Annotated in this window: 20 protein-coding genes, 4 pseudogenes and 2 other annotated features; of the genes and pseudogenes, 13 read left to right on the forward strand and 11 right to left on the reverse strand. The window is 64.0% G+C overall.

The annotated features are described in order from the left end of the window. Positions 1-200: 200 nt before the first annotated feature. From CBI38_RS40735 to CBI38_RS40390, 3 genes and pseudogenes are all read left to right on the forward strand, one after another. Positions 201-305: pseudogene (locus CBI38_RS40735) on the forward strand (DUF4158 domain-containing protein); the annotation flags it as partial. 425 nt (positions 306-730) lie between these two features. Next, a pseudogene (locus tag CBI38_RS40740) lies at positions 731-1,045 on the forward strand (hypothetical protein); the annotation flags it as partial. 203 nt (positions 1,046-1,248) lie between these two features. Beyond that, entirely contained in the window at positions 1,249-1,854 is a 606-nt protein-coding gene (locus tag CBI38_RS40390) for a hypothetical protein (protein WP_335743646.1), read from the forward strand. Here CBI38_RS40390 and CBI38_RS32130 read toward each other — a convergent pair. The 5 genes from CBI38_RS32130 to CBI38_RS32145 all read right to left on the reverse strand — a co-directional run bounded on the left by CBI38_RS32130 (position 1,851) and on the right by CBI38_RS32145 (position 6,447). After that, entirely contained in the window at positions 1,851-2,867 is a 1,017-nt protein-coding gene (locus CBI38_RS32130) for an alcohol dehydrogenase (RefSeq protein WP_005253588.1), read from the reverse strand. The genes CBI38_RS40390 and CBI38_RS32130 overlap by 4 nt on opposite strands. Positions 2,868-3,228: 361 nt before the next feature. Then, positions 3,229-3,399 (reverse strand): hypothetical protein, encoded by a 171-nt coding sequence (locus CBI38_RS38085; protein ID WP_162603342.1) that lies wholly within the window; start codon positions 3,397-3,399, stop codon positions 3,229-3,231. A 46-nt stretch (positions 3,400-3,445) separates the two neighbouring features. Beyond that, positions 3,446-3,985, reverse strand: a complete 540-nt coding sequence (styC, locus tag CBI38_RS32135) for a styrene-oxide isomerase StyC (RefSeq protein ID WP_230990399.1) — start codon at positions 3,983-3,985, stop codon at positions 3,446-3,448. Between the two features lie 131 nt (positions 3,986-4,116). Beyond that, the gene (locus CBI38_RS32140; RefSeq protein WP_204165042.1) at positions 4,117-5,127 is read right to left on the reverse strand and encodes an AraC-like ligand-binding domain-containing protein; all 1,011 of its coding nucleotides are present in this window, start codon (positions 5,125-5,127) and stop codon (positions 4,117-4,119) included. A 297-nt stretch (positions 5,128-5,424) separates the two neighbouring features. Next, positions 5,425-6,447, reverse strand: coding sequence for an AraC family transcriptional regulator (locus tag CBI38_RS32145; RefSeq protein WP_109335617.1), 1,023 nt, complete (start codon positions 6,445-6,447; stop codon positions 5,425-5,427). Between the two features lie 486 nt (positions 6,448-6,933). On the opposite strand from CBI38_RS32145, the gene styA reads away from it, so the two are divergent. The 6 genes from styA (at position 6,934) to CBI38_RS32175 (ending at position 12,687) form a co-directional block, all read left to right on the forward strand. Beyond that, a complete protein-coding gene (styA, locus tag CBI38_RS32150; RefSeq protein ID WP_109335618.1) occupies positions 6,934-8,217 on the forward strand; it encodes a styrene monooxygenase subunit StyA in 1,284 nt (427 codons plus the stop codon). Next, positions 8,214-8,750, forward strand: a complete 537-nt coding sequence (gene styB, locus CBI38_RS32155) for a styrene monooxygenase NADH-dependent flavin reductase subunit StyB (RefSeq protein WP_109335619.1) — start codon at positions 8,214-8,216, stop codon at positions 8,748-8,750. The genes styA and styB overlap by 4 nt, the downstream gene beginning before the upstream one ends. Positions 8,751-8,785: 35 nt before the next feature. Next, positions 8,786-9,292 carry a styrene-oxide isomerase StyC gene (gene styC / locus CBI38_RS32160; RefSeq protein ID WP_109335620.1) on the forward strand — a complete coding sequence of 169 codons (507 nt, stop codon included), beginning with the start codon at positions 8,786-8,788 and terminating at the stop codon, positions 9,290-9,292. 75 nt (positions 9,293-9,367) lie between these two features. Then, the gene (gene styD, locus CBI38_RS32165; RefSeq protein ID WP_109336087.1) at positions 9,368-10,858 is read left to right on the forward strand and encodes a phenylacetaldehyde dehydrogenase StyD; all 1,491 of its coding nucleotides are present in this window, start codon (positions 9,368-9,370) and stop codon (positions 10,856-10,858) included. A gap of 87 nt (positions 10,859-10,945) precedes the next feature. Next, positions 10,946-11,893, forward strand: coding sequence for an ABC transporter ATP-binding protein (locus CBI38_RS32170; RefSeq protein WP_109335621.1), 948 nt, complete (start codon positions 10,946-10,948; stop codon positions 11,891-11,893). Beyond that, positions 11,890-12,687: an ABC transporter permease gene (locus CBI38_RS32175; protein ID WP_109335622.1), complete on the forward strand. Its 798-nt coding sequence runs from the start codon at positions 11,890-11,892 to the stop codon at positions 12,685-12,687. Before CBI38_RS32170 ends, CBI38_RS32175 begins: the two co-directional genes overlap by 4 nt. 493 nt (positions 12,688-13,180) lie before the next feature. Here the strand turns inward: CBI38_RS32175 and CBI38_RS32185 are convergent, their stop codons facing one another. Both CBI38_RS32185 and CBI38_RS32190 read right to left on the reverse strand, forming a co-directional pair. Further along, complete coding sequence (locus CBI38_RS32185) at positions 13,181-14,323, reverse strand: alpha/beta fold hydrolase (RefSeq protein WP_109335624.1); 1,143 nt, start codon at positions 14,321-14,323, stop codon at positions 13,181-13,183. Continuing rightward, positions 14,324-15,544 (reverse strand): homogentisate 1,2-dioxygenase, encoded by a 1,221-nt coding sequence (locus tag CBI38_RS32190; protein ID WP_109336088.1) that lies wholly within the window; start codon positions 15,542-15,544, stop codon positions 14,324-14,326. Between CBI38_RS32190 and CBI38_RS32195 the strand changes: the two are divergent. Beyond that, a pseudogene (locus CBI38_RS32195) lies at positions 15,536-16,810 on the forward strand (IS3 family transposase). The gene CBI38_RS32190 and the pseudogene CBI38_RS32195 sit on opposite strands and share 9 nt — an antisense overlap. Next, positions 15,808-15,939, forward strand: a sequence feature (AL1L pseudoknot). Its footprint overlaps the pseudogene before it by 132 nt. Before the next feature lie 640 nt (positions 16,811-17,450). Here the strand turns inward: CBI38_RS32195 and CBI38_RS32205 are convergent. Then, entirely contained in the window at positions 17,451-17,780 is a 330-nt protein-coding gene (locus tag CBI38_RS32205) for an IclR family transcriptional regulator domain-containing protein (protein WP_230990401.1), read from the reverse strand. Between the two features lie 25 nt (positions 17,781-17,805). Between CBI38_RS32205 and CBI38_RS32210 the strand changes: the two genes are divergently transcribed. After that, positions 17,806-19,079 (forward strand): IS3 family transposase gene (locus CBI38_RS32210; protein ID WP_109325563.1). Its coding sequence is split into 2 segments (ribosomal slippage): positions 17,806-18,082 and positions 18,082-19,079, totalling 1,275 coding nucleotides; the frame shifts between segments, so codons are not numbered across the junction. Further along, positions 18,078-18,209: a sequence feature (AL1L pseudoknot), on the forward strand. (Overlaps the previous gene by 132 nt.) On the opposite strand, the gene CBI38_RS32215 is transcribed toward CBI38_RS32210, so the two are convergent. Then, positions 19,058-19,906, reverse strand: a complete 849-nt coding sequence (locus CBI38_RS32215; protein WP_230990402.1) for a flavin reductase — start codon at positions 19,904-19,906, stop codon at positions 19,058-19,060. The genes CBI38_RS32210 and CBI38_RS32215 overlap by 22 nt on opposite strands. Continuing rightward, a complete protein-coding gene (locus CBI38_RS32220) occupies positions 19,903-20,946 on the reverse strand; it encodes an LLM class flavin-dependent oxidoreductase (RefSeq protein WP_204165043.1) in 1,044 nt (347 codons plus the stop codon). The genes CBI38_RS32215 and CBI38_RS32220 overlap by 4 nt, the downstream gene beginning before the upstream one ends. A gap of 411 nt (positions 20,947-21,357) precedes the next feature. On the opposite strand from CBI38_RS32220, the gene CBI38_RS32225 reads away from it, so the two are divergent. After that, positions 21,358-22,563, forward strand: a complete 1,206-nt coding sequence (locus CBI38_RS32225) for an acyl-CoA dehydrogenase family protein (RefSeq protein WP_109335626.1) — start codon at positions 21,358-21,360, stop codon at positions 22,561-22,563. Between the two features lie 142 nt (positions 22,564-22,705). Here the strand turns inward: CBI38_RS32225 and CBI38_RS32230 are convergent, their stop codons facing one another. Continuing rightward, on the reverse strand, positions 22,706-23,476 hold the full coding sequence (locus tag CBI38_RS32230; RefSeq protein WP_230990403.1) for an IclR family transcriptional regulator: 771 nt from the start codon (positions 23,474-23,476) through the stop codon (positions 22,706-22,708). Between the two features lie 199 nt (positions 23,477-23,675). Here CBI38_RS32230 and CBI38_RS40745 point away from each other — a divergent pair. Then, positions 23,676-24,409, forward strand: a pseudogene (locus CBI38_RS40745) (maleate cis-trans isomerase family protein). Positions 24,410-24,462: the final 53 nt, after the last annotated feature.

Raw genomic sequence — 24,462 nt, forward strand, 5'->3', positions numbered from 1 at the left:
GACCCCGGTGGCCAGGATGATCCCGTCGGCGATGGTGAAGGCCTGACAGTTGTAGCCCTGCACCTAGCCCCGCCGCGCAACGGCTGCGGCCGGACTCGGGGTGGTTGGGTTGCGGCGCCGTTGTTCGTCGGCCTCCGCCCGGGCCCGATCGTCCGCTTGCCCCTTGGTGCGGGCGGCGTCGAGTTCGGCGCGGCGGGAGGCTGGAACGGTTCTTCCATCTGGACGACGAGGACCGGCGTCTGATCGCCGATCGGCGGCGGAATTACAACCGGCTCGGTTTCGCCGTCCAGCTGGTGACCGTCCGTCACCGCTCGCAAATGAGGTGACCCATGGCCATCACTTAGCCGGAACCGAATTGATGTTGCAGCCGTAGGTGTTTCCCGCTTTGACGCTAGCATCACCGGCGCCCGCACCATAGCCCGTTTGGTCAAACATCTTCAGCTAACGCAGCTCGGGGTAGTTTGAAGCCTCCCATCACAAGGCGACTTAAGAGGGGCCACAAAACCCTCATCTCCTGCACAGCACCGCTTCCAGCAAGGTCACCTACACAACCAAACCTCACCTTCCGCGCTCGTGGCGCACTTAAATAACAAGGAGAACGTCTGAAGACTCTGGGTGATCGGCGTGTGCTGGTGAGGAATGGGTGAACTCCTGGTAGGTCAGTAGGTGCTTAGGCCACGACCCGACCAGGAGTCCACTTGCCATCATCACCCATCGCACTGTGTCCGTCATGCCCTACCCCGGATCAGGGGATCGGGCATCGGTGCGCGGTGTACTCGTCATCCTCGTTGACCGACGCCCAAGGGGCGATTCTCGAACCACTGCTTCCTCCACCCGGCAACACCACGGGCAGTGGTGGTCGTCCCGAAAAGCACTGCCGCCGTCTGCGCCGCCGCCTGCATTCGCGCGCGTGCGGCACCAGTGCGTGGGCGATGAGGCGGCTGACGTGGTTTTCGAGGAACCTCCCTTGGCACTTGATGCGATCTTCTATGTCGTTCGAGGTGGGATCGCCTGGCGGCAGTTGCCCGCCGAGTTCCCTCCCGCGACCACGGTGTACGCGATCTTCGTCCGCTGGTTTCGCGCGGGAGTATGGCAGCGGATTCACGATGCGTTACGTGATCGGGTCGGTGCAGGGCGCCGACACGGTGGCACGGTCGAGCCGAGGCTACGACGCGGGAAGAAAATCAACGGCCGCAAACGTCATATCGCGGTCGACACCAACGGGCTGCTCTGGCGGTCGTGGTAACCATGGCCGGGATTCAGGACCGCGACGGTGCCATCCGGCTGCTGGCCGCGCTGCGTGCCCGATTCTCGACAATCAGCCTGGTGTGGGCGGACGGCGGCTATGCCGGACGCCTGATCGACTGGTCGAAATGGGTGGTGTCCCTGACGGTTCAGGTCGTCAAGCGTACCGACGATGTCAAAAGGGTTCAAGGTTCTTCCCCGGCGTTGGGTAGTCGAGCGAACCTTCGCCTGGATCTGAAAACACCGCCGATGCGTCCGCGACTACGAAACCCGGCCCGACCACCACGAAGCGATGGTCTACATCGCCATGATCGCCACCATGTCACGCCGCCTCGCCCGCACGGCGTGACCCATCCCGGAGTTCTCAGACGCGCGCTTAGCCGCCTGGGACGCCGCGGGCCTGCCTGGCGAGTACCGCGGGGCGGTGCTGACGTTACGAACCCGCCGGTTCGAACACCTGGCAGCTCCGGGCACGAGGAACCGGGTCAGCACCCGATGACATCGGGTAGTCCGCCACACGCGGAATACGACTCCACAGGCCCAGAACACCAATCCGAACACGATCAGGCCGACTCGTCTGCCACGCAAAGATCAAGGCGCGCTGTTTAGCCGGTCTTTAACACCACCCTGAACCGTGCTCCTCCGCTCATCATGTGGTCGTAGGCTTCAGCCGCGCGTTCGAGTGGGAACTCCTCGATCATCGGCCTGACGCCCGCCAGGGCGCTGAAGGCTAAGGTATCCTGCGAGTCCGCCGAGGTCCCCGACGGCCAGCCCTGAACTGAATGTCGTCCCATAATGAACTGGGCGATGGGCACCTCTACCGGCTCCTCCGAGATGCCGACCATAATCAGTTTCCCGTCGAGGCCGAGCCCGCCGGCAGTGGCACTCATTGCCTTGCCGCTTGTGACGGTCGCTAGGATGACCTTCGCCCCGCCGAGGGCGGTGAGCGCCTCTGCCACATTCTGTGCGCCGCTGTCGATGTAGTGGCGGGCGCCCAATTTCTTTGCCAACGCCTCTTTGTCTTTCCCCCTGGCGATCGCCACTGTCTCGAAGCCCATCTTGGTCGCAAATTGCACACCCAAATGTCCAAGACCGCCGACGCCGAGGATGGCGACCACATCGCCGGGTCGCGCCCCGCTGTTACGAAGCGCATTGAAGGTGGTGATGCCGGCGCACATCAGGGGGGCCGCCTCAAGATCAGAGAGGTCGTCCGGAAGCCACGCCAAGGCTTCTACAGGAGAGACCATGTACTCGGCATAGCCCCCGTCATAGCTAATGCCCGGCACAAGCGCGCGCTGGCAGAGGACAAAATCGCCTCGGCGGCATGGTTCGCAACTGCCGCAATGTCCTCCGTGCCACCCCACGCCGACCCGTTGGCCCGGTTTCCAGTCGTCCACGCCCGAACCGACCGCATCGATGATCCCGGCAATTTCATGTCCAGGAACACGGGGAAACCGGAGGCCGGGCCACAATCCCTCCTTGGTGAAAACGTCGCTGTGGCAGATCCCGCAAGCCTGCACCTTGATGAGAACCTGTCCCGTTCCGGGCTTGGGGACGTCGCGCTCTACGAGTTGCAGAGGCCCTCCAGGCTGTCTTACTTCCACTGCTTTCATCTTTCTCATCCTGTGTTCTCCTTCTAATCGTATGCTGGGCAATCGGATCAAAGTCCGAGGGGTGATTGACGTCCCGCATGCACGGGAGCAGCAGGTCATCATCAACTTGCTCTCGGCCCGTTCGGTTTGGTGAGCACCATGTCGCGGTTCGAGGACTGGAGCCTCGCAGGACCCGCACAGGCCCTCCTCACAGCCGCTCTGGATGTCGACTGGCGTCCGCACAATGCGTCGAGCATCCGTCGGGTCGGCCCGACATGGATGGTGAGACCGGAGTCGCGGAGTTCGACATCGAGGTTGTCCGGATCGAGCTTCGCGACGATGTGAAATGCTCGACGTGCAGCGAAGCGACCGGCCAGTAACCGGAGGCCGCCTAGCGCGGAAGCAGACGCTCAGGGCCGCACGAGTAGGTCTGGGTGCCCTCGGCCGGGTCCTTCAGCAGTGCCACGATGTCGAGCCGGGTCATGGGGGCAGGCGGCGTCGACCTCACCGCCATCGCCACCGGCGCGCCGACCGGCGCTGACTCGGACGGGTCAGAGTCCACGTCACACCATCAGCGTCCGGCGAATGCACCGGGGTTTCCTCGGCCTTCAGGGTAGCCCGCTCAGCCGTGTCGCGGGTGGATCCGATATCGGCCCCTCGGTCGTGGTCGAATTCGCGTTCTTGATCGCGTTCCAACCGATGATCGGCAGCGCGATCGCGGCCAGCACTCCGAAGAAGTACGCGGGGCCGAGGCCGAGGACTCCGAAGATGTTGGTCTTGCCGTGGCGATTGGATCCGAAACTCAGGGCGCGGCTCTTCGTGAGGTTCCCGAAGAAGTAGAAGAGCACGTTAGACCAGCCATCGAGGACGACGATCCATCCCAGCCGATTGGCCAGCTTCTCTTTCAGGCCGGTGAACGGCATGACCCAGGCGACCGCAATCACCATCACCCCGTTGAGAACCGGGCCGGTATGAGCACGGGCCCAACCCTCTTCGGTCCCGGGAATGTCGAATCGGACGATACGGCCGGGCCGCACTTCCCATCCCCCGAGCAGCTTGATCCATAACAGCACGCCGGAGATGAGGGTCGAGAAGATCATCAGGACCCCGTGGCCGGCCATTGTTCGTTGCAGTTGTTGTATTTGCATTTCTCCTCCACCGGGCGTGTGACGGGTACGCGGTCTGTCTCGCCGAAGAATTGCCCGCCGACGAACCGGCCTGTGAATCACGGCCTCGGCGCCACGTCGAGGTCGACACGTGTCAGTATGCGCTCGCACCGTCAGTCTGCGTGCGAGTAGTTCTGCGTAGACGTACCAGCGGCATCGACTACGGGGCGTTCCGCCTGCGATCGGAACTCCCGCGGTGGCATCCCGTACGTAGTCTTGAATAGCTTCGAAAAGTACGACGAATCGAGAAGTCCCCACTGCGCGGCGATCGTCGCGATCGGTGTCGTACTGAGCCGTGGGTCGACGAGATCGCGGCGACAGTTCTCGAGACGTCGCCTGCGGATCCACTCCGTTACGGTGGTCCCTTCACCCTCGAACATCTTCTGCAGATAGCGCGGCGAGATGTTGTGGGCGCGGGCGATGAGGTGTGAACTGAGCTCCGGGTCGTAAAGCCGGGCATCGACGAAGGCCTTGATCTGCAAAATCAGAGCAGCCCGGTGTGTCTCGGGCGGCACATTCGATTCGCAGCCGAGTTGCTCGGACAGCGCCGCCGCGAGCAGATTGAGCACCCCATTGGACAGGTGTTGGTTTGCCGTCAGCTCTTCGACGCCCCGCAACTGTTCGGCCATCCCGACGAGGAACTTCGAGACCAGGCCGCCGATCCCCCGGCGGCCGGAGACCCTCCTGGCCGTCATCTCGTCGAGGGCGTCCGGCCGCAGATGGATCAACTCGTGGGGGAACATCACCACCAACTGCGCGAAGTCCCTCTCGAAGCAGACCTGGTACGGCCGTCTGGTGTCGTAGATGCTGAAATCCCCCGGGGTCAGGGCGGCCTCCCGATCGTCCTGGGTCAAGACGCAGTAGCCGCGGATCTGCATCCCCAACTTCAGGTAGCCCGGATCCGAGCGCCGGATCGCATCCGGTGTCCGGCACACCTCCACAGCCCCTCCGCTGACCTCGGAAACCTGCAGCGAACCGACCGCCTCGGTCAGAAGTTCACCATGGAACGGGCCGGTGGTGTGGGACTTCGCGTCCAGTGGCACGAACGCGTTGGAGACCGTCTCACGCCAGGCATCGAACTGTTGGTGGGCGGGCAGATCGTTGCACGAAAAGAGGGCACTCACAGGCTGGTCCTTATTCCACAGGAAGCCGTGCGGCGGGTGGGGGCGCCGCGCTCGGCTGGACGTCGATTGTCATCAGGTAGGAGGCTCAGGCGACTGCGCATCGTCCGGCGGGGGGAACAGTGCCAAAAGCAGCAAGGTTCAGCCGTTCAACAGCAGCACCTTCGGGATGGGGCTGCGTCCCAATGGGTCTGGCCCCCGCTGGCAACGATAGATGCATCACACGGTGGCGACGGTCCATATGGCGCAGGGATTGTCCAGATAGCGCAGGAACTTTCGGGGCGTAGGGATTTTCGTCAACTACGTCGTGGCCAGGGTTTGCGACGGCGACTGCCCGTACCGCCTGCGGTAGTCGGCGGCGAATCGGCCGAGGTGCCGAAAACCCCAGCGGTAGGCCACATCGGCGACCGCATCGTGACGCGCATCCGCCTGAATCAGGTCCTGATGGGCGCGCTCGAGCCGGAGGTCCCGGAGATAGGTCACCGGCGAGATACCGACGTACCGCGCAAATCCGTCCTGCAGGGTGCGCACGCTGACGCCGACCAATTCCGCCAGCCCGCGGACGGTCCATGCCTCCTCGGGATGGGCGTGCATCGCATCGATGGCCAGCTTGATGGTGCGCGGCCGGGCCTCCGGTGCCGGCGAGACCAGCAGGTCGCGGTGCTCATGCTTCGCCGCCAGCAGCAGACCGGTGGTCAACGCGTTTACCAGCTGGCCGGACATCAGCGGGTTGTAGAGCAGGCTGTGGTCTTCGTCCAGGTCAGCGGTAAGGGTCCGGACCAGCGCCAACCAGCTGGCACCCTCTCGGCTGGACAGGTCGAGTACCGGGTCGAACGTCACCGGCGTACGGGCGGGACGGCCGAGGAGGGCGCGCAGCTCGGCTTCGAGGTAGTCGCGGTCGAACTTGATGCCGTATTGGACGCCGTCCGCGCTCCACCGCGTGATCCGGGTCGGCTGGTGTGGCAGGTAGATGCATGCGCGCTCGGGAGTGAAGATGTTGGTCTGTCGGCCGGTCTGCGTCTCGACGCGGCCCGACAGCGGAATACTCACGTGGTAGGCGTTTTCGAGCTCACCGAAGTCCAGGCTGACTTCCGCTCCGTACGACAGTCGCCCAAGGGTCAGTGGACCGAGCCGGACCGTGCGCAGCGACATGGTGAGGTCGGGGTCCGTGGTGAGCTGGTCCAGTCGGTGCGGGTAGTACGTCTGACCGAGGGCTGCCTGGGCTTCGTCGAGGCGGCAGGTGTCGAACGCCGATACCCGGCGCTTCGATTCAGGCTCGGGTACGCCCGTTGTGTCACCCGCTGCGCGCGATGGGTCGTGCATCTTCCCGCCTCCATGCCCCACGCTACCCGTGCACCCTGCGGCGTCGATCGCCGCAACCAGGGGCTGAGAACAGCGCCGACCATGCCGACTCTCCTCGATCAACTCGGAGGACGAGCTCGGCAGTGACTCCCCGCGAAAGCAAGTACACCGAGCATCGCCAGCACATCCCGCCTTCGATGCCAAAGACCCTGTGGGCACCCAGCTTGAGGGGCAGAACGTTGCAAATCCATAACGACGAGGTAGCCGCGGCTCGCGCCCGTTACTCCGCCACAATCAGACAAGTTTGCTGTGCGGGTTTGTCCAACTATCCGTGCGCCCGAGTCAATGAATGGCCGATCAGACCTGCGCATACTCGGTGATGCTGGTCACAGACCACGAACATCGGGTGAAAGACCGCTTGATGCGCCGAAGGCGTTCGGGCCGGTCACCGAACCCCTCGTCCATACCCACCGTCGCGTTCTCCGCGACTGCATGAGGAGACCATCCATGAGCAAGCGAATCGCCATCGTCGGAGCCGGAACCGCTGGCCTGCACCTCGGTCTGTACCTGAACGAGAAGGGGATCGACGCAACGATTTTCACGGATCGGAGGCCCGAGGAGTACGCGAATGTGCGGCTGCTCAACACGGTGGCGCATCACTCGGTGACCGTTGCGCACGAGGATGACCTCGGCGTCAATCACTGGCCGAACGACGGCTACTTCGGTCACTACTACTACATCGGCGTCCCCTCGATGCCGATCGAGTTCTACGGAGATTACGCCAAGCCCAGTCGAGCGGTGGACTACCGGATCTACCTGCCGCAGTTGATGCAGGACTTCGAAGAACGCGGCGGCAAGATCGAGTACCGGCCGGTCGGCGTCGAGGACCTCACCGACCTCTCGGACGAATACGACCTCGTCGTCGTGGGCACCGGCAAGGGTGGACTCGGCCAACTCTTCGCGCGAGACGAGCAGACTTCCCCGTTCAGCGAGCCGCAGCGTCAGCTGTGTGTGGGCCTGTTCAAGGGCATCGCCGAGCCGGAAACCCGCGCCGTCACCTTCTACATCGCGCCTGGTGCCGGAGAGATGATCGAAATCCCCACGGTGACCTTCTGCGGTCACTCGACAGCGTTGGTGATGGAGAATCACCCCGGTGGCGATCTGGAGATCCTCGCCAAGACCCATTATGACGATGACCCGCGCGCCTTCCTCGATCTCCTGCTCGAAAAGCTCCGCACTCACTACCCGACCCTCGTGGAGCGGATCGACGTGGAGGAGTTCGATCTGGCCAACGGTCCATTGGACATCCTCCAGGGCGGGGTGACGCCGACGGTGCGCCACGGCCACATCAGGCTCGCCAACGGCAAACTCGCCGTCCTGCTCGGCGACGCCCACGCGACGGTCGACCCGATGCTGGGCCAGGGCGGCAACATGGCCTCGTACGCTGCGCATGTTCTGGGCGAGGAGATTGCCGGCCACGAGGTGTTCGACGAACTGTTCTGTGAGCGTGTCGACGCGCGCCGCGCGAACCGTGTCCTCGGCGCCACTAGGTGGACCAACTACATGCTGACCAACCTGAGGACTCTTCCCAATGAACTGGTGGAACTCCTCGGCGCGGTCAGCCTGGATCGGAAGTTGGCCGACAAGTTCACCGACAACTTCAACTACCCCGAGGCCCAGTGGGATGTCTTCTCGAGCCCGGAGAACATGAAGGCCTGGGTCGAGCAGAACAGCACCGGCGCCGCAGAGGAGTCCGAGCGTCCTTTCGCGGAGGCGGGAGCGCAGTCATGACCCGCACCGCGCAAGCGCATCCCGAGGCGGCGCCCACCGCGCCTGCGCCCGTCGACACGGTCGCCGACTCGATTCAGTTCCGCACGTCGGTGGCCCTGTTCGCCACCGGGATCGCGGTGGTGACGATGGATGACGGAGCCGGCGGAGTCCATGGTGCCACCATCAACAGTTTCACCTCGATCAGTCTCGATCCCCCGACCGTGATGATCTCACTCAAACCCGGGTACGCCCACGAGCTGATCTCCAAGAGCGGTTGGTACGGCGTCTCCGTCCTCAGCGAGAGCCAGCAGCAACATTCGCGCTACTTCTGCGGCCGCCGGGATGCGGATTGGATTCCGGAATTTGTTGCGGGCGACTATGTTTCCACGCTGCTCGGAAGCCTGGCGCGGTTCGAATGCAAGGTCTTCGACACGATCGACGTGCACGACCACACCCTCTTCCTGGCCCGCGTCACGCGCTGTGAATCCGAGGACGGCTCCCCGCTGATGTTCTTCGCGAGCACCTACCACCAACCTGTTCTGGGCGATCGCTGACGCGATATCCCACCCTCGAGATACACGGAGAAATCATGAAAACCCTCGAACGGAAGATGTACGGTCACGGTGTGCTGATGATCTTCAGCACCCTGGTGTTCGGCCTGTTCCTGTGGATGAATCTCGTCGGCGGATTCGAGATCGTCCCGGGATACATCATCCACTTCAATATCCCGGGCTCGCCGGAAGGGTGGGCGAAGGCGCACATGGGGCCGGCCCTCAACGGCATGATGGTCATCGCGGTCGCCGTGGTCCTACCCAGGCTCGCCTTCCCGCTCAAGACCGCGAAACGGCTCGGCTACATCGTCGTTCTCGACGGATGGTCGAACGTCTGCTTCTACTTCTTCGGCAACTTCGCTCCCAGCCGCGGACTGAGCTTCGGCTCCAACCGGCTCGGCGAGACAAACATCTTCGGCATCATTGCCCTCGCCCCGGCGTACATCTTCGGTGTCCTCGCCCTCGGCGCCCTGGCCATCATCGGCTGGAAGGCGCTGCGGCAGAACACCGCCGAGGACCGCGCACTCGAATCTGCGAATGCCTGAGACCACATTCGGGGCCGAGCCCGACGGCTCGGCTCCCTCTTCACCGCCTCACCACCTATGCAGAAAGACCTAGCGATGACCACAGTAGATGCCCTCCCCGGTCTGGCCACCGCGCTGCCGGCCGGCACACCGACCGAACTGTTCGTCAACGGCCGCTGGCAGCCGGCGTCCGACGGCAGCACCTTCACCAACCTCAACCCTGCCACTGAACAGATCCTTACCGAGGTGTCCGCCGGAACACCGCAAGACATCGACGGGGCCGTCCGCGCCGCCCGCGCCCAATTGGTCGGTGACTGGGGGTCCCTGCCCGGCGTCGCGCGTGGGCAGATTCTCAACAAGATCGCCGACCTGATCGAACGGGACATCGAGATCCTTGCGACGCTCGAGGCGCTCGATGTCGGAAAGCCGGTCGGTCAGCCGAAGATGCTCGACGTCCCCAACGCGGCGGCGACCTTCCGCCACTTCGCCGGCTGGGCCGACAAGGTCACCGGCAGTGTGATCCCGACGGCCGGCTACTTCGGCAAGCCCACCCACTCGTATACGGTCCGTGAACCGGTCGGGGTGATCGGCGCGATCATCCCGTGGAACACCCCACTGATGATCGCGGCGTGGAAGCTTGCCCCCGCGTTGGCGTGCGGAAACACCGTGGTCGTCAAGCCGCCGGAAGAAGCCCCGCTGTCGATCCTGCACCTCGGCAAGCTCCTCGAGGAGGCCGGCCTGCCCCCCGGCACCGTCAACATCGTGCCCGGCAACGGACCGGTGACCGGCAACGCCCTCGTCGAGCACCCGGACGTGGACAAGATCAGCTTCACCGGCAGCCCCTTCGTGGGCCGGTTGATCCAACAGAAGGCCGCGGACACCTTCAAGCGCGTCACCCTCGAGCTGGGCGGCAAGTCACCCCAGATCATCCTCGACGACGCCGACGTCGAAGCCGCGGTGCAAGGCACCGCGATGGGTCTGTTCTTCAACCAGGGTGAGGTCTGCGCCGCAGGAACCCGGGTCCTCGTTCAGCGGTCCCTGTACAGCGACGTGGTCGACGCGCTCAGCGCCGCCGCCGACGCCCAGGTCCTCGGCGACCCGTTCGACCCGTCCACCACGCTCGGCGCGCTGGTCAGTGCCAAGCAGCGGGACACAGTCCTGAGTTACATCGAGCAGGGCAAGAAGGAAGGCGCGAAGGTCGCGGCCGGCGGAACCCGCCCGGATCACCCCGGCTACTTCGTGCGGCCCACCATCTTCGCGAACGCAAACAACAACATGACCATCGCCCGCGAAGAGATCTTCGGCCCGGTCGGCACCGTCATCCCGTTCGACGAACCCGAGGAAGCGATCCGTCTGGCGAATGACACCAAATACGGTCTCGCCGCCAGCATCTGGACCCAGGACGTCTCCCGCGCCCACACCCTGTCCCGGACAGTGCGCGCCGGCGCCGTCTGGGTCAACGGCTGGGCCGCAATCGACCCCGCCCTGCCCTGGGGCGGCATGAAGACCAGCGGCATCGGCCGGGAACTCGGCTACGCCGGAATCCTCGCCAACACCGAGGAAAAGGTCATCACAATCGTCCTCTGACCCGAATTGCGCCGGGTGACCTCACGATCCCCCGGGCCACCCGGCGCGGCCCCATTCTCGATCCATTCTCATCACCCCGGAGAAGCCATGACCACTCGGCGGACACTCACAGACCAGCCCTGCCTGCAGCTGAAAGGACTGGTCAAACGATTCGGTGACATCACCGCAGTAGATGGCCTCGACCTCCAACTCGGACAGGCTCAAGTGCTGGCCCTACTCGGCCCCAATGGCGCCGGGAAAACCACCACCATCGAAATGTGCGAGGGCTTCCTCGAACCGGACGAGGGCGAAATCTCGATCCTCGGGCTCGACCCCACCATGGACGGTGAGCGGCTCCGCGCCCGCATCGGTGTCATGCTCCAGGGCGGTGGCGGCTACCCCGGCGCCCGCGCCGGCGAGATGCTGCGGGTCGTGGCTGCCTGCGCTGCCGACCCGATCGACCCCGACTGGCTGATCCGTACTCTCGGACTTCCCGACGTGGTCCGCACCCCCTACAAACGTCTCTCCGGTGGCCAGCAGCAGCGCCTGTCGCTGGCCTGTGCGATCGTCGGTCGACCCGAACTGGTCTTCCTCGACGAGCCGACCGCCGGGCTCGATCCGCAGGCGAGGCACGTGGTGTGGGAACTGATTCACAGCCTGCGCCGAGACGGGGTAAGCGTGGTGCTCACCACGCACCTGATGGCCGAGGCCGAAGCCCTCGCGGACGAGGTCGTCATTCTCGATCGAGGTCGTGTCGTGGCCGCCGGGCCCCCGAAAGATCTGGTGCGGTGCGGCGCCGAACACCAGTTGCGTTTCACCGCGGTGCCCGGCCTGGACCTCGGATCACTGCAGGAGGTGCTCGCGGGTACTCACCGGGTCGCCGAAACGGCTCCCGGGGCGTACCTGGTGGACGGACTTCTCAGCCCCCAGCTGATCGTGACCGTCACCGGTTGGTGCGCTCGCATGAACGTCCTCATGACCGAATTCCAGGTCGAGCAGAGAAGCCTGGAAGAATACTTCCTTGATCTCACCGGACGAGAGCTGAGCTACCGATGACCAACATGACGTTTCCCGGTACCCATCCGCAGTTCTCGCCCGGCACGTTCACCCCGGCGCCGCGGACCAACACCGTCCCCGCAGTGCTGACGGCATTGACTCGGCTCGAGACCACTCTGCTGCTGCGCAACGGTGAGCAACTGCTACTGACCATGCTGCTCCCGATCACCTTCCTCGTGGGCCTGACGATGTTGCCAATCGGCGATTTTCTGACGCCGCGGGTCGATACCGTCCTCCCGGTCATCCTCGCGGTCGCGATCATGTCCACCGGTTTCACCGGCCAGGCGATCGCGGTGGGCTTCGATCGCCGCTATGGCGCGCTCAAGCGGCTCGGCGCCAACGCGATCCCCAAGTGGGCGATGCTCACCGGCAAGAGCGCCGCAGTGGTGATCGTCGTGTCGGTGCAGTCGATCATCCTCGGCACGATCGGAGCCGCCCTCGGATGGCGGCCGAGCGTCAACGAGACACTTACGCTCGCTGCAGTGATCGCGTTGGGGACAGCAACATTCGCAGCTCTCGGACTTTTGCTCGGCGGAAGTCTGCCCGCCGAAATCGTACTTGCGCTGGCCAACGTCCTCTGGTTCGTTCAGCTGGGATTCTGTGGGATCTCGACCGTGTCGAAGGGTCAGCCCAGCGCCCTGCAGACGGTTGTCGACCTGACCCCCTCCGGAGCCCTCGCCAGCGCACTCCGGTTCGCCAACGAGGGCACGATGCACCTCGCGAATTTTACCGTGCTGACGGCCTGGGCAGTGGCCGCGATCTGGCTTGCCAGAAAGACCTTCAAGTTCTCCTGACCGCCCCACCGAAATGTCAGACTGCCCGCTCTACAGCCCCTCGATGCCCACGCCTTTTGTGCGAACCCGAGGGGCGGGGGCGATTACCCTTCGGGCCATGCCGTTCCGGACTACTCCCATCCGTCGTGGAGAAGTACGGGCGCGCAGGATTCGGCCTACCCGAAATCGAAGGCTCCTCCGCAGCTGACACATTCGGAGGAACTCACGGAATATGGGCCCAGAACCAAGTCTGGCTCGTCGTTGACAGGCCCGCCGCCGTCACCCGGGTCCGGCCGGTTCGGGTCCCCGATCTTGATCACCTCCGCGCCGAAGTCGGCGAGGAGACGACCCGCGGGCCGGCGATCAACGCGCCGGCCTCGAGCACGCATACCCCTGACAGGGCCCGCACCGTGTGCGGGCTGGGCCACGGGCGTCGACGTGCCTGCGTCATGACTTCCTCGATGCCTGTGGTGGCGAGTGACCCGGTCCGCGATGCGCACTGATCCAGAAGGTGCTACCTGAGGTCGTGCTCATCCAGCCAGGCCACGACCTTGTCGCAGAAGGCCGCAACCATCCCAGGATTGCCGGTGAAGTAGTGGTCGGCGCCGGCTATGGGGTACAGCTCCCGCTCGGCATGTCCCACGCCCTCATACAAGGCACGGGCATGGCTCTCGAAGGCTGTGTTGTCCGCGGTGCCGTAGGCCACCAGGACAGGAACCGAGACGCGGGACAGGTGCTCCGGGCCGTTGGCGTTGCTGTCGTCGATGCTCCACTGGCTGAGCCAGGACCTCAGACTTGTCAGGTGTCCGAGCGTGGCCGGAATGAAGTTGGCGGAATATGTCTCGCCCCAGAGAGTCCCGGGCGGTCGGTCTGAAGGCTCCAGGGTGAGGTCCACGAACCTGGGGTCGGCGGCGGTCCCATGGACAACGAAAGGCAGGTCGTTGACCGCGCCGCCGGTACGGCTGCTGGCGGTCTCGAGCTGAGCACGCACCCAGCGTGTGATCCGGCGGTTTCTCTCGACCTGGGCGGCGCGGTACCGCGACATGAACTCCTCGGAGTACGGCGGGCCGTTCCTGATGTCGAACATGTCGAGGCTCGCGTCCCGCTCGAACGGGCGCGTCTCGTCCTTGATCGCCGGGTCCAGCCACTGCGTGTACACAATTGCCCGCCCGGGGTGGGCCATGGCGCAGATGATGCCGTCGACGGGTGGTAAGTCCGCGGCGGTGAGGTCGGGCGGGTCACCCGCCGGGGTGGAGGTGATCGTGGGATTTTCGGCCTGACTCTGGTAGAGCGACACGAGTCCGCCACCGCCGGAGTTGCCCATCAGGATGATCCGCTCGAACCCTGCTTCACGCAGATATTTGACACCCTCCCCCAGGTCGAGCACGCAGTTCTCGACGATGAGAGCGCTGTCGTTCGCGAGGTAGCGCGTGTTCATCCCGACAGCTGTCACCCCGCGCTCGGCCAGCGGTGCGAGTGCGTAGTGACCAAGGAAGTTCGATGATGGGTGCACGATGATGACTGCGGTCTTGGACTGACCGGTAGGGGGACGATGGCAGCTGGCCCACAGCTTGCCGGACAGGCGGGCGACACCGGAGTAGATGTCCATCCGCCCACCGGCGGGCATCGGTATGGCGAGCAGTTCTTGTGAGCTCATCTACTGTCCTCCGGTACCGGCGGTCACTGGGGCTGTTGTCGCCGCAGCTGGGACCGGAGACCCCTCGTTGCTGGTCGCGAGCCAGCTCCAGGCGTATTGATCGTCTGCAATATCGAGAGCCGCTGAGCCAAGCTCGAGGGGGCGAAACGTGTCGACCATGATGGCCAGCTCGTCGGTCGAGTCCTTGCCGAGGGATGCCTCGACCGCGCCGGGTTGGGGTCCGTGGACGAATCCAGAGGGGTGCAGCGAGATCGAGCCCTGTCCGATGCCGGATCCCGCGCGACTTGTATAGTCGCCGCCGACGTAAAAGAGGACCTCGTCGCTGTCAACGTTGGAGTGGTTGTACGGAAGCGGGATCGACAGCGGGTGGTAGTCAAGCTTGCGGGGCACGAAACTGCAGACGACAAAGTTGGGGCCCTGGAAAGTCTGATGGACAGGTGGGGGCTGGTGGAGGCGCCCGGTAATAGGCTCGAAGTCAGCAACATTGAACGCGTAGGGGTACAAGCACCCGTCCCAGCCCACAACGTCGAAAGGGTGCGACTGGTAGGTGAGCTTTGTCAGTCCGTTGCGGTTCTTGACGAGCACGTCGACGTCCCGGCCCTCCACGAGGAGCACCTCACTCGGGCTGCGCAGGTCACGTTCGCAGAACGGCGCCTGCTCTGTGAATTGGCCTCGCTGCGTGAGGTAGCGGTCTGCCGGACCGACGTGACCGGTTGCCTCGATGACGAGCGCCCGCAAAGGTTCGTCCTCACGTAGGACCCATCGGTGCGTCGTCGAGGTGGGGATGACGACGTAGTCGCCACGGCCGACATCGAGGGAGCCGAACGTTGTCTCAACAGACGCGGAGCCTTTCTCGATGTAGAAGACCTCGTCGCCGACAGCGTTTCGAAACAAGGGGCTGGAGTGATTAGCCGCCACGACCGACAGTCGGACATCGGCGTTGGCCATAAGCAGGTGGCGGCTCGAGACCGGGTCACCGCCGACCTCGAGGTCATGCGTCCTCAGATGGCGCGGCGTCAGCGGGTGGTTGGGCACGGTCGTCTCGGGCGGGCAGTCCACGGCGACCGCAGCGGTGATGGCCGTTGGTAACCGGCGGTGATAAAGCAGGGACCAGTCGGAGCCGAAGCCCTCGACCCCCAGCCCCTCCTCGGTGTAGAGGGTTGAATCGTCCCGAGTTTGATGCACACCTTCTTTCTTGGGAAGGTGATCCTTATGCCGAATGTCTATCCAGCCGAGGTGCGGGAGAAGGCCGTGCGCCTGGTCCTCGAACACCGTGACGAGTACGCCTCGGAGTACGAGGCGATCCGTACGATCGCCGAGCGGATGTCCCTGAAGACGGAGACGGTGCGGGTGTGGGTCCGCAAGGCCGAGGCGGCGGGTGGCGGCACCCCGGCTGCGTCGGCATCGGAGGCTGAGGCCGAACTGCGGGCTTTGCGGCGGAAGAACGCCGAGCTCGAGAAGACCATCGAAATATTGAAGGCTGCAACGTCTTTCTTCGCGCGGGAGTGCGACCCGCCACGCAAGTGATCTGCCGGTTCATCGCCGAACACCGCGATCAGTTCGGGGTCGTACCGATCTGCCGGGTGCTCACCGAGCACGGGTGCACGATCGCCCCGAGAACCTTCTACGCCTGGCGCAGCCGGCCGTTGTCGAAACGGGCATTGTGGGACGCCACCATCACCGCGGTGCTGGCCTCCTACTACGTCGAGCGGGACGAGCACGGTCGACGCAGGCCGGAGTCGCTGTACGGCTCGTTGAAGATGTGGGCCCACCTGCGCCGTCAGGGCATCGAGGTGGCCCGCTGCACCGTCGAACGGCTCATGCGCGTCAACGGGTGGCGCGGTGCCAGCAGGGCGAAGAGGGTCCGCACCACCGTGCCGGAGCCGTCGGCGCCGCGGCCGCCGGATCTGGTCGACCGGAACTTCCGGGTCGATCGGCCCGACGCGCTCTATGTCGCGGACTTCACGTACGTCCGGATGGTGTCCGGCTTCGCGTACACGGCGTTCGTCATCGATGCGTTCGCCGGCACGATCGTCGGTTGGGAGGTGTCGACGTCGAAGGAGACCGCGTTCGTGCAGCGGGCGGTGAACCAGGCCTGCACCTTGCGGACGATGCAAGGTAACCCATTGCGCGGAAACACTATTCACCACAGCGACGCGGGGTCGCAATATACGGCTCTGCGCTTCGGGGGAGACCTTGTTCCTGCAGGGACTGCTGCCGTCGATCGGGTCGGTGGCCGACGCCTTCGACAACGCCCTCGCCGAGACGACGGTCGGGCTCTACAAGGCCGAGTGCATCGCCGACGACTCCCCGTTCCGCATCGGGCCGCTACGCACCGTCAGCGACGTCGAGGAGGCCACCTCGGCGTGGGTGCACTGGTACAACACCGACCGGCTGATGCACCGCCTTGGGCGGATCCCACCCACCGAGTACGAGGCCAGGTACTACGCTGCAGAACGTGCCGATCAACCGGTCGCACACAAATAACAGTGTGTGCATCGGACCCGGGATGGTTCAGGTTCCGTGGGTTGACCTCATCTGGGTATGACGCTTGCGTGGGATCTCCCCCCACGGAGCGGTAATACGGCATGAATCGACTCCTTAGTGCGGCGTGGGCTAAATGGTTTGCCGGTTGCTGCTGAGGCCGAAGGTGTTCCTTGGCCCGCCGAAATGGCTTCTACGGAAATCGGCGGGAGGCGAACCAGAGGCTGCGGCACGGCGCAGAGTTGGCCTACTGGGTCGCGCGGTTCGCCTCGGCAAATCCGTCGTCAGCGATCGGTGTCGAATTCGATAACTCTTCTTGTGCACTCCCGACCATGGCTAACCATCTTGAATTAGCGTGTGCAACAGCGATACCCGTGATGATTCGTTGAATAGACACCGGTATCCGACGGGGTGTAAGAAAACTGGCGACCGCAATTACAGCGTGAAGGATGAGCATTGGCATTTGAAGACTCCTAGGCCTGCGGCGAGGCGCTGGTACTCGGCCCTGCTTCGTTATCCGGGGGATGTGATGGCCTCAGCAGTAGCACCCTGAAGGAGGCGTGCCGTCAGAAGACTTCAAGAGCAGGCCACGAGCCCTGTTATCCGGCTTTACTGACAACTGTTTGGGTCCTTGACGGCACCGCTATCGCTGGGACCCAATTCGCTGGGACAAAAGGCTGGCGCGCTGCTTCAGCGCGAGCGCCGAGGCCGAGTCCCAATCAGACGGCATTCTGTCGGCATGACCCATGATCGTGAGTGCACACACGACGAATCCTTGCCGGTCGAACACAGGCACGCTGAAGGCGTTGATCCCTCGTTCGTTGATGTTGGGGACCACATTGCCGATCACGCGGCTCATCCCGTGTTGCCGGACCTCGGCGAGCGTCTGCTCCAGGTTTTCCCATTCCCGGGCCGCCGTTAATTGACGGTCTCGACGACTCGTGAGCTGAATCGTCCCGAGTTTGATGCACACCTTCTTTCTTGGGAAGGTGATCCTTATGCCGAATGTCTATCCAGCCGAGGTGCGGGAGAAGGCCGTGCGCCTGGTCCTCGAACACCGTGACGAGTACGCCTCGGAGTACGAGGCGATCCGTACGATCGCCGAGCGGATGTCCCTGAAGACGGAGACGGTGCGGGTGTGGGTCCGCAAGGCCGAGGCGGCGGGTGGCGGCACCCCGGCTGCGTCGGCATCGGAGGCTGAGGCCGAACTGCGGGCTTTGCGGCGGAAGAACGCCGAGCTCGAGAAGACCATCGAAATATTGAAGGCTGCAACGTCTTTCTTCGCGCGGGAGTGCGACCCGCCACGCAAGTGATCTGCCGGTTCATCGCCGAACACCGCGATCAGTTCGGGGTCGTACCGATCTGCCGGGTGCTCACCGAGCACGGGTGCACGATCGCCCCGAGAACCTTCTACGCCTGGCGCAGCCGGCCGTTGTCGAAACGGGCATTGTGGGACGCCACCATCACCGCGGTGCTGGCCTCCTACTACGTCGAGCGGGACGAGCACGGTCGACGCAGGCCGGAGTCGCTGTACGGCTCGTTGAAGATGTGGGCCCACCTGCGCCGTCAGGGCATCGAGGTGGCCCGCTGCACCGTCGAACGGCTCATGCGCGTCAACGGGTGGCGCGGTGCCAGCAGGGCGAAGAGGGTCCGCACCACCGTGCCGGAGCCGTCGGCGCCGCGGCCGCCGGATCTGGTCGACCGGAACTTCCGGGTCGATCGGCCCGACGCGCTCTATGTCGCGGACTTCACGTACGTCCGGATGGTGTCCGGCTTCGCGTACACGGCGTTCGTCATCGATGCGTTCGCCGGCACGATCGTCGGTTGGGAGGTGTCGACGTCGAAGGAGACCGCGTTCGTGCAGCGGGCGGTGAACCAGGCCTGCACCTTGCGGACGATGCAAGGTAACCCATTGCGCGGAAACACTATTCACCACAGCGACGCGGGGTCGCAATATACGGCTCTGCGCTTCGGGGAGACCTTGTTCCTGCAGGGACTGCTGCCGTCGATCGGGTCGGTGGCCGACGCCTTCGACAACGCCCTCGCCGAGACGACGGTCGGGCTCTACAAGGCCGAGTGCATCGCCGACGACTCCCCGTTCCGCATCGGGCCGCTACGCACCGTCAGCGACGTCGAGGAGGCCACCTCGGCGTGGGTGCACTGGTACAACACCGACCGGCTGATGCACCGCCTTGGGCGGATCCCACCCACCGAGTACGAGGCCAGGTACTACGCTGCAGAACGTGCCGATCAACCGGTCGCACACAAATAACAGTGTGTGCATCGGACCCGGGATGGTTCAAGCAGCTCCTGCTCGGTGAGCTGGGCGGTCCAGGCGGGCGGCAGGTGTGCCGCGAAGACAAGCCCGGTAGCTGAGCTCAGGAGCGGCAAGACCAATCCCGTGCGCAGATTGATACTGACCGGACAGCTGGACTCCTCCCACCGGATCATGGTTGGTCCGTGGTTGCCCCAGACGGCCAGGCCCACCGTTCGGTCGAGGTCGCGAGCCAGTTCCTCGGCCAGATGTGTGGCTTCTCGCACCACGTCGAGACGTGCCGGGCTGGCCAGGGCCAAGTCGGGGGAGAACGGCCCGAGGTCATAGGCGTCTGTAACGAGGTACTTCCCGTTGCCGAAGGCCAGAGGCTTGCGGTCGGGAGTGTGCTCGATGCGCTCGACCCTGCCGAGGAAGATCCCATGGTCACCGCCGGGGTAGCTGGCTTCCATTTGACATTCGACATAGGCGGCGCAGTCATCGATTAGGGGGATGCCCCCGAGCCCCGTTCGTACCGGGATCCCGACGAACTTGTCTTCGGCCGGCCGAGCGAAGTGCTCGGCAACCTGCTTTTGCCCAGAAGACAAAATGTTGATCGCGAAACGCTCGGCTTGGCTGAAGGCCGGAAAGCTACCTGCCGCCACCCGCTGGCTCCACAGAACCAAGGGCGGGTCAAGCGACACCGAGCTGAAGGAGTTGGCGGTGCATCCATGCCGCTGACCGTCGCGATCAACCGTCGTCACCACCGTCACACCGGTCACAAACGATCCGAGGCACTTGCGCAGGTGCCCCGGGTCGATGACGGGGAGAGCGTTCGTGGTGGTCATCGGATCGGGTCGATTCCGAGAGCCTTGTGCACGCGCGGCATGACTTCATCGGCCAGCATGCGCATCGATCGATTCGCCTGGTCGTAGGGCATCAGCCCGAAGTTGTGCAACGTCGAGACGTGCCGAACGCCCATGTCGTAGAGCTCGAGGAGGCGTTCGACCACTGTGTCAACCGATCCGAACAGCCCGAGACGCGAAGCCATGACGTCCTCGTACGTTTGACTCTTTGCATAGAGCCTGGTCGCGACATACAGGTCGAATGGCTCGGTTGCGACCTGGCGCGCCTGCTCGTCGGTGTCCGCGACGTGGGTGTGCAAGGTGACGATGGCGTCGCCGGTCGCCTCGGTCGACCTCTCGGCCAGCCCGCGGTGGTACTCCTCGATGATGAGTGCGACATCCTCGAGTTTGTCGACGGAGGCGTAGGGGACACACATCATGTTGTGGCCCTGCCGGCCGACGTAGTACGCGGCCTGATGTTGAAGAACCGCAACATAAAAGGGCGGGGTCGGGCGCTGGGTAGGCAGGGTGTTGAGAGCCACATCCTTCAGGTGGTTGTAGGTCCCGTCGAAGGTGATCCGCTCCCCCGCCATGGCCCGCTGGACGAGTGCGAAGTTCTCGTCGAAACGCTCTCGCTTGGTGGCCGGATCAATGCCGAAGCCTTCGTACTCGTGCTTGAGGTATCCCGAACCCACGCCCATGACCAGTCGGCCGCCCGAGAGCACATCCACGATGGAGTAGTTCTCGGCGATCGTGATGGGGTTGTGGAAGGTAAGAACTGAAATCGCGGTCCCCAGGCGGATGTTGTTGGTCCGCTGCGAGAGTGCCGCCAGCATGATCGCCGGGTTCGGCACCACTCCGTACTCATGGAAATGGTGTTCGGCAACAAAGAAGGTGTCGTAGCCCAGCTCGTCGGCCAACTCGCCTTGCGCCAGCACCTCCCGATATAGCGCATCGATACTTCGATCACGGCCTGGGTAGTGATCGTTGACCGAGAAGTACGAGTACAGCATTGGCTGCTTGGACGAACCGTTGTGATCCATTGGTGACCTTCCCTCATAAGTTTGGCGCCTCGAAATGCGGTCCATCCTGCGAAAGTCGTTCCCAACAGGATGTGCGTTAATCGCACAAGATATGCTTTTCACCGCACGTTAAATGTCAAACTAGGTGCGCCCCAGTGCCCTGTCAAGGCCCATCAACACCTCGAGCTGAGCCCGACGGCCGGCCAGCTCCGAACAAATCGAGGTGATCCTTGACACACCACTGGCGCCTGACCTACTTTGACTCCACCGAGTGTGCGGTAGTAAGCCTCACATGAGCGATTATCGCACTTATTTCGAAGGACGGGTCTCTCTCGGGACCGGTTGAGTCAGCGGCACCGGCACCAGCTGGGGCCATAAGAACAGGCGCCCGCTCGGACACGAGCGGCCTTCCCTATATGATTGGTAGGAAGCATGGACACGGTCGAGATATTGGATCTCCGTAAGGAACTCGTCACAAGGGCGCAGGCATTGCGCCCCCTGCTCGAGAAGAATGCGGTCGTCGCCGAGGGTGAGCGCGCTCTGCCGGACGAGACCTTCAATGCGCTGATCGAAGCGGGGATGCTGAAGCTGTGCAAGCCCCGTCGTTACGGCGGCCTGGAGGCCGGGCACCGTACCTACCTCGACGTCGTGGCCGAGCTCGCCAAGGGTTGCGGGGCCGCCTCGTGGTATGGCTTCATCCTCAACATGACCGACTGGATTGTCGGCCAGATGCACCAAGATGCCCAGGACGCCGTGTGGGGAGACTCGCCGAATGCCGTCACCTGTTGCCCGCTGAACCCGATTCCCGGTTGGGAGGCTCGTTGGGGGAAGGACGGAGTGACGCTCAGCGGGGAATGGCCCTACACATCTGGCTGCGGACATGCCGATTGGGTCCTGGCGGGTTTCCCTGTCCTCGATGACGCAGGCAATCCCGTGGACAGCGCCGTGGCCCTCATTTCGATGAAGGACACGACGATCAAGGACACATGGTATGTGGCCGGCATGCAGGGAACCGGTAGTAACACCGTGGTCGTGAAAGACGTGTTCGTGCCCAACACCATGATCATGAAGATGTCCGGTCCACTGAGCAACAACCACCCGACCCCGCACAAGTCGGAGCACATGTTCCTCAGTGATCCCGGGGCCACCTTCTGGACATGCGTGGCACCGCCGGTGCTTGGCCTTGCCCAGCTCGCACTCGAGCTCACGGTGGAACGTCTGACCACCAAGCCGAAGCCAATTAGCTACTCCTTCTACACGGACTCGAGCAAAGCTCCCTCTACGCAGTTTGCTGTCGCCCAGGCTGCGACGATGATTGACGCCGCAACTCTGCAGGCACGCGCCGCCTGCGACGAGATCGATGCCCAGTCAAGGACCGGCGAACTCATGGCGCGACTGGACCGCGGTCGAAACATTATGCGGGGCGCCAATGTGATTCGACTCTGTCGTGAAGCAACCGATCTGCTGATCGATGCTCAAGGGGCGGGCTCCTTCGCGCAGGTGAACCCGCTGCAGCGCATCTGGCGGGATCTCAACACCGCGGCCCGGCATGGCTTCAACAGTGTCGGGATGAAGCACGAGATGTACGGACGCATTCTACTTGGGGCCGATGAGCAGCAGATGACACCGTTCGCGTGAGCTAGGGGCCCGCAAGATCTGCCCGCTGCACGCTGCTGAATTCCGCAGTGAGCAGACCTCGCCCCTTTCTCGACGCAGTCGTCGCTGCCGGGGTGGCCGTGTTCCGATGCGTATCGGCTCTTGGCGACCGCGATCCTCCGCCTTACCGCCGAACTGGTGCTGGCGGGCTGTCGTCACGGGGCCCGCGGTTGGTCTGCCGGCCCAGTGCATCACTCAGCGCCTCAGCGGCGGACCGCACAGATGGCAGCCAGTTCTCGCCACCATCGTGCACGTCGTAACCCATTGCACCAACGCATGCGATCGGTCTGGCGGCTGCGTCGAACACGGGAACAGTGACTGCGAGTGCTCCAGACAGAACCTCTCCGCGGGCCATCGCCCAACCTTGGCGGCGAATCGTCGCGAGTTCGTCAGTCAGTTCGGCTTGCATCTTCTCTCGTGGTACCACCCGCTCGACCTCCTCTCGATCCAGATACGCCAGGATCGCCCGTGCCGCGCCGCTCCACAGCGGGATGGCACGGCCGACCGGGAGGACAAGCGCCGCACCGACGGACGGAACCTCGCTATGGGCACAGACGACATCATGATCGCGTCGGAGCAACAGCATTCCAGTCCGCCCCGTGGCTTCGGCGATTCCTCGCAGATGGGGCGGGGCAAGGCGCGGCAATGCAGTGCGCTCCGACGCGATCGAGCCAAGTATGGCTAGTCCCATGCCCAGGTCGTAGGCCTTCGTGTCGGGATCTCGCCAGACCACTGCGGCATGTTCAAGGGAGGTGAGCAGTCTCTGCAGTCCGCGTCGCGGGCCTCCCATGGCGCGGTCAATATCCGCCAGTCGGAGCGGCCCCCGGAGTGCCAGCAAGTGGACCAGTTCCATTGCCCGGTCGACTGATTGGGAGGTTTCGGGGGGTCTTGACATTGCGGCGCACCTCCAGCAGAGTAGGCGTTAAAAGCACAGGATAGGCGATAGTCGCACATCCAGTTGGATGCTGTCAAACTCCGCCAACGACGAGAACTGCTCGGACCGTGGCCCCCGGCGTGCACGCGCACCGGACCGCCGAACCTTGGTGCACCCGTATCTACAGCATCAAACTCGCTATGGCAGAAGGGTAAGAGAGTTGTCTATCTACCGCGTCGGATTGATCGTCCCCAGCTCCAACACAACCGTGGCGACGGAGATCCCGGCGCTGCTCCATCGCCCGCCGGGCGATCCGGCCGGAGACGTTCGGCGTGCACTCCTCGCGCATGTGGATGAAGCACGTCACGCCGGAAGAGTTCAAAGCTATGGATAACGACTCGCTGCGTTGTGCGGCGGAATTGTCCGACGCGCGGGTCGACATCATGGCGTACGCCTGCCTGGTAGCGATCATGGCGCAGGGACCGGGGTACCACCACGACTCACAGAAGCGGCTCGCTTGCGCAGCAGCAGCAGCGGAGTTTGGCAATTGGTTGCCTGTGGTGTCGTCAGCCGGCGCGCTGATCGAGGGTCTGCGTCACCTGAAGGCGCGCAAAGTGGCCAACCTTCAGGAGGAGGGCATCGAGGTGGTCGACTCAATCAGCCTCGAGGTGGCCGACAAACCTCACCGTTGGACGGCTCGATCCAGATGGCCTCATTCACCTCGCCCAACGCCTGGACACATCGCGGGCCGACGCCCTGGTCCACAGCGCCTGCGTTCAGATGCCGTCTCTGTCTGTCCTGGACGCCGTCCAGCAGCGCTTCGACATCCCGGTTGTTTCTGCTGCATCTGCAACGGTGTGGCACACGCTGAGTGAACTCGGGACTGCTCGCCGGTGGGTGACCCACCGGGCGGCTGACGCACCTTGGCCGAGTAATCACGCCTGCGATCGATGACCCGGCAGGTGCATCACTTGTTCCTCGGTCCGGGACCTCGCCCACGGGTGCCA

Source organism: Rhodococcus oxybenzonivorans (assembly GCF_003130705.1).
In the GTDB taxonomy this organism is placed as follows: domain Bacteria; phylum Actinomycetota; class Actinomycetes; order Mycobacteriales; family Mycobacteriaceae; genus Rhodococcus_F; species Rhodococcus_F oxybenzonivorans.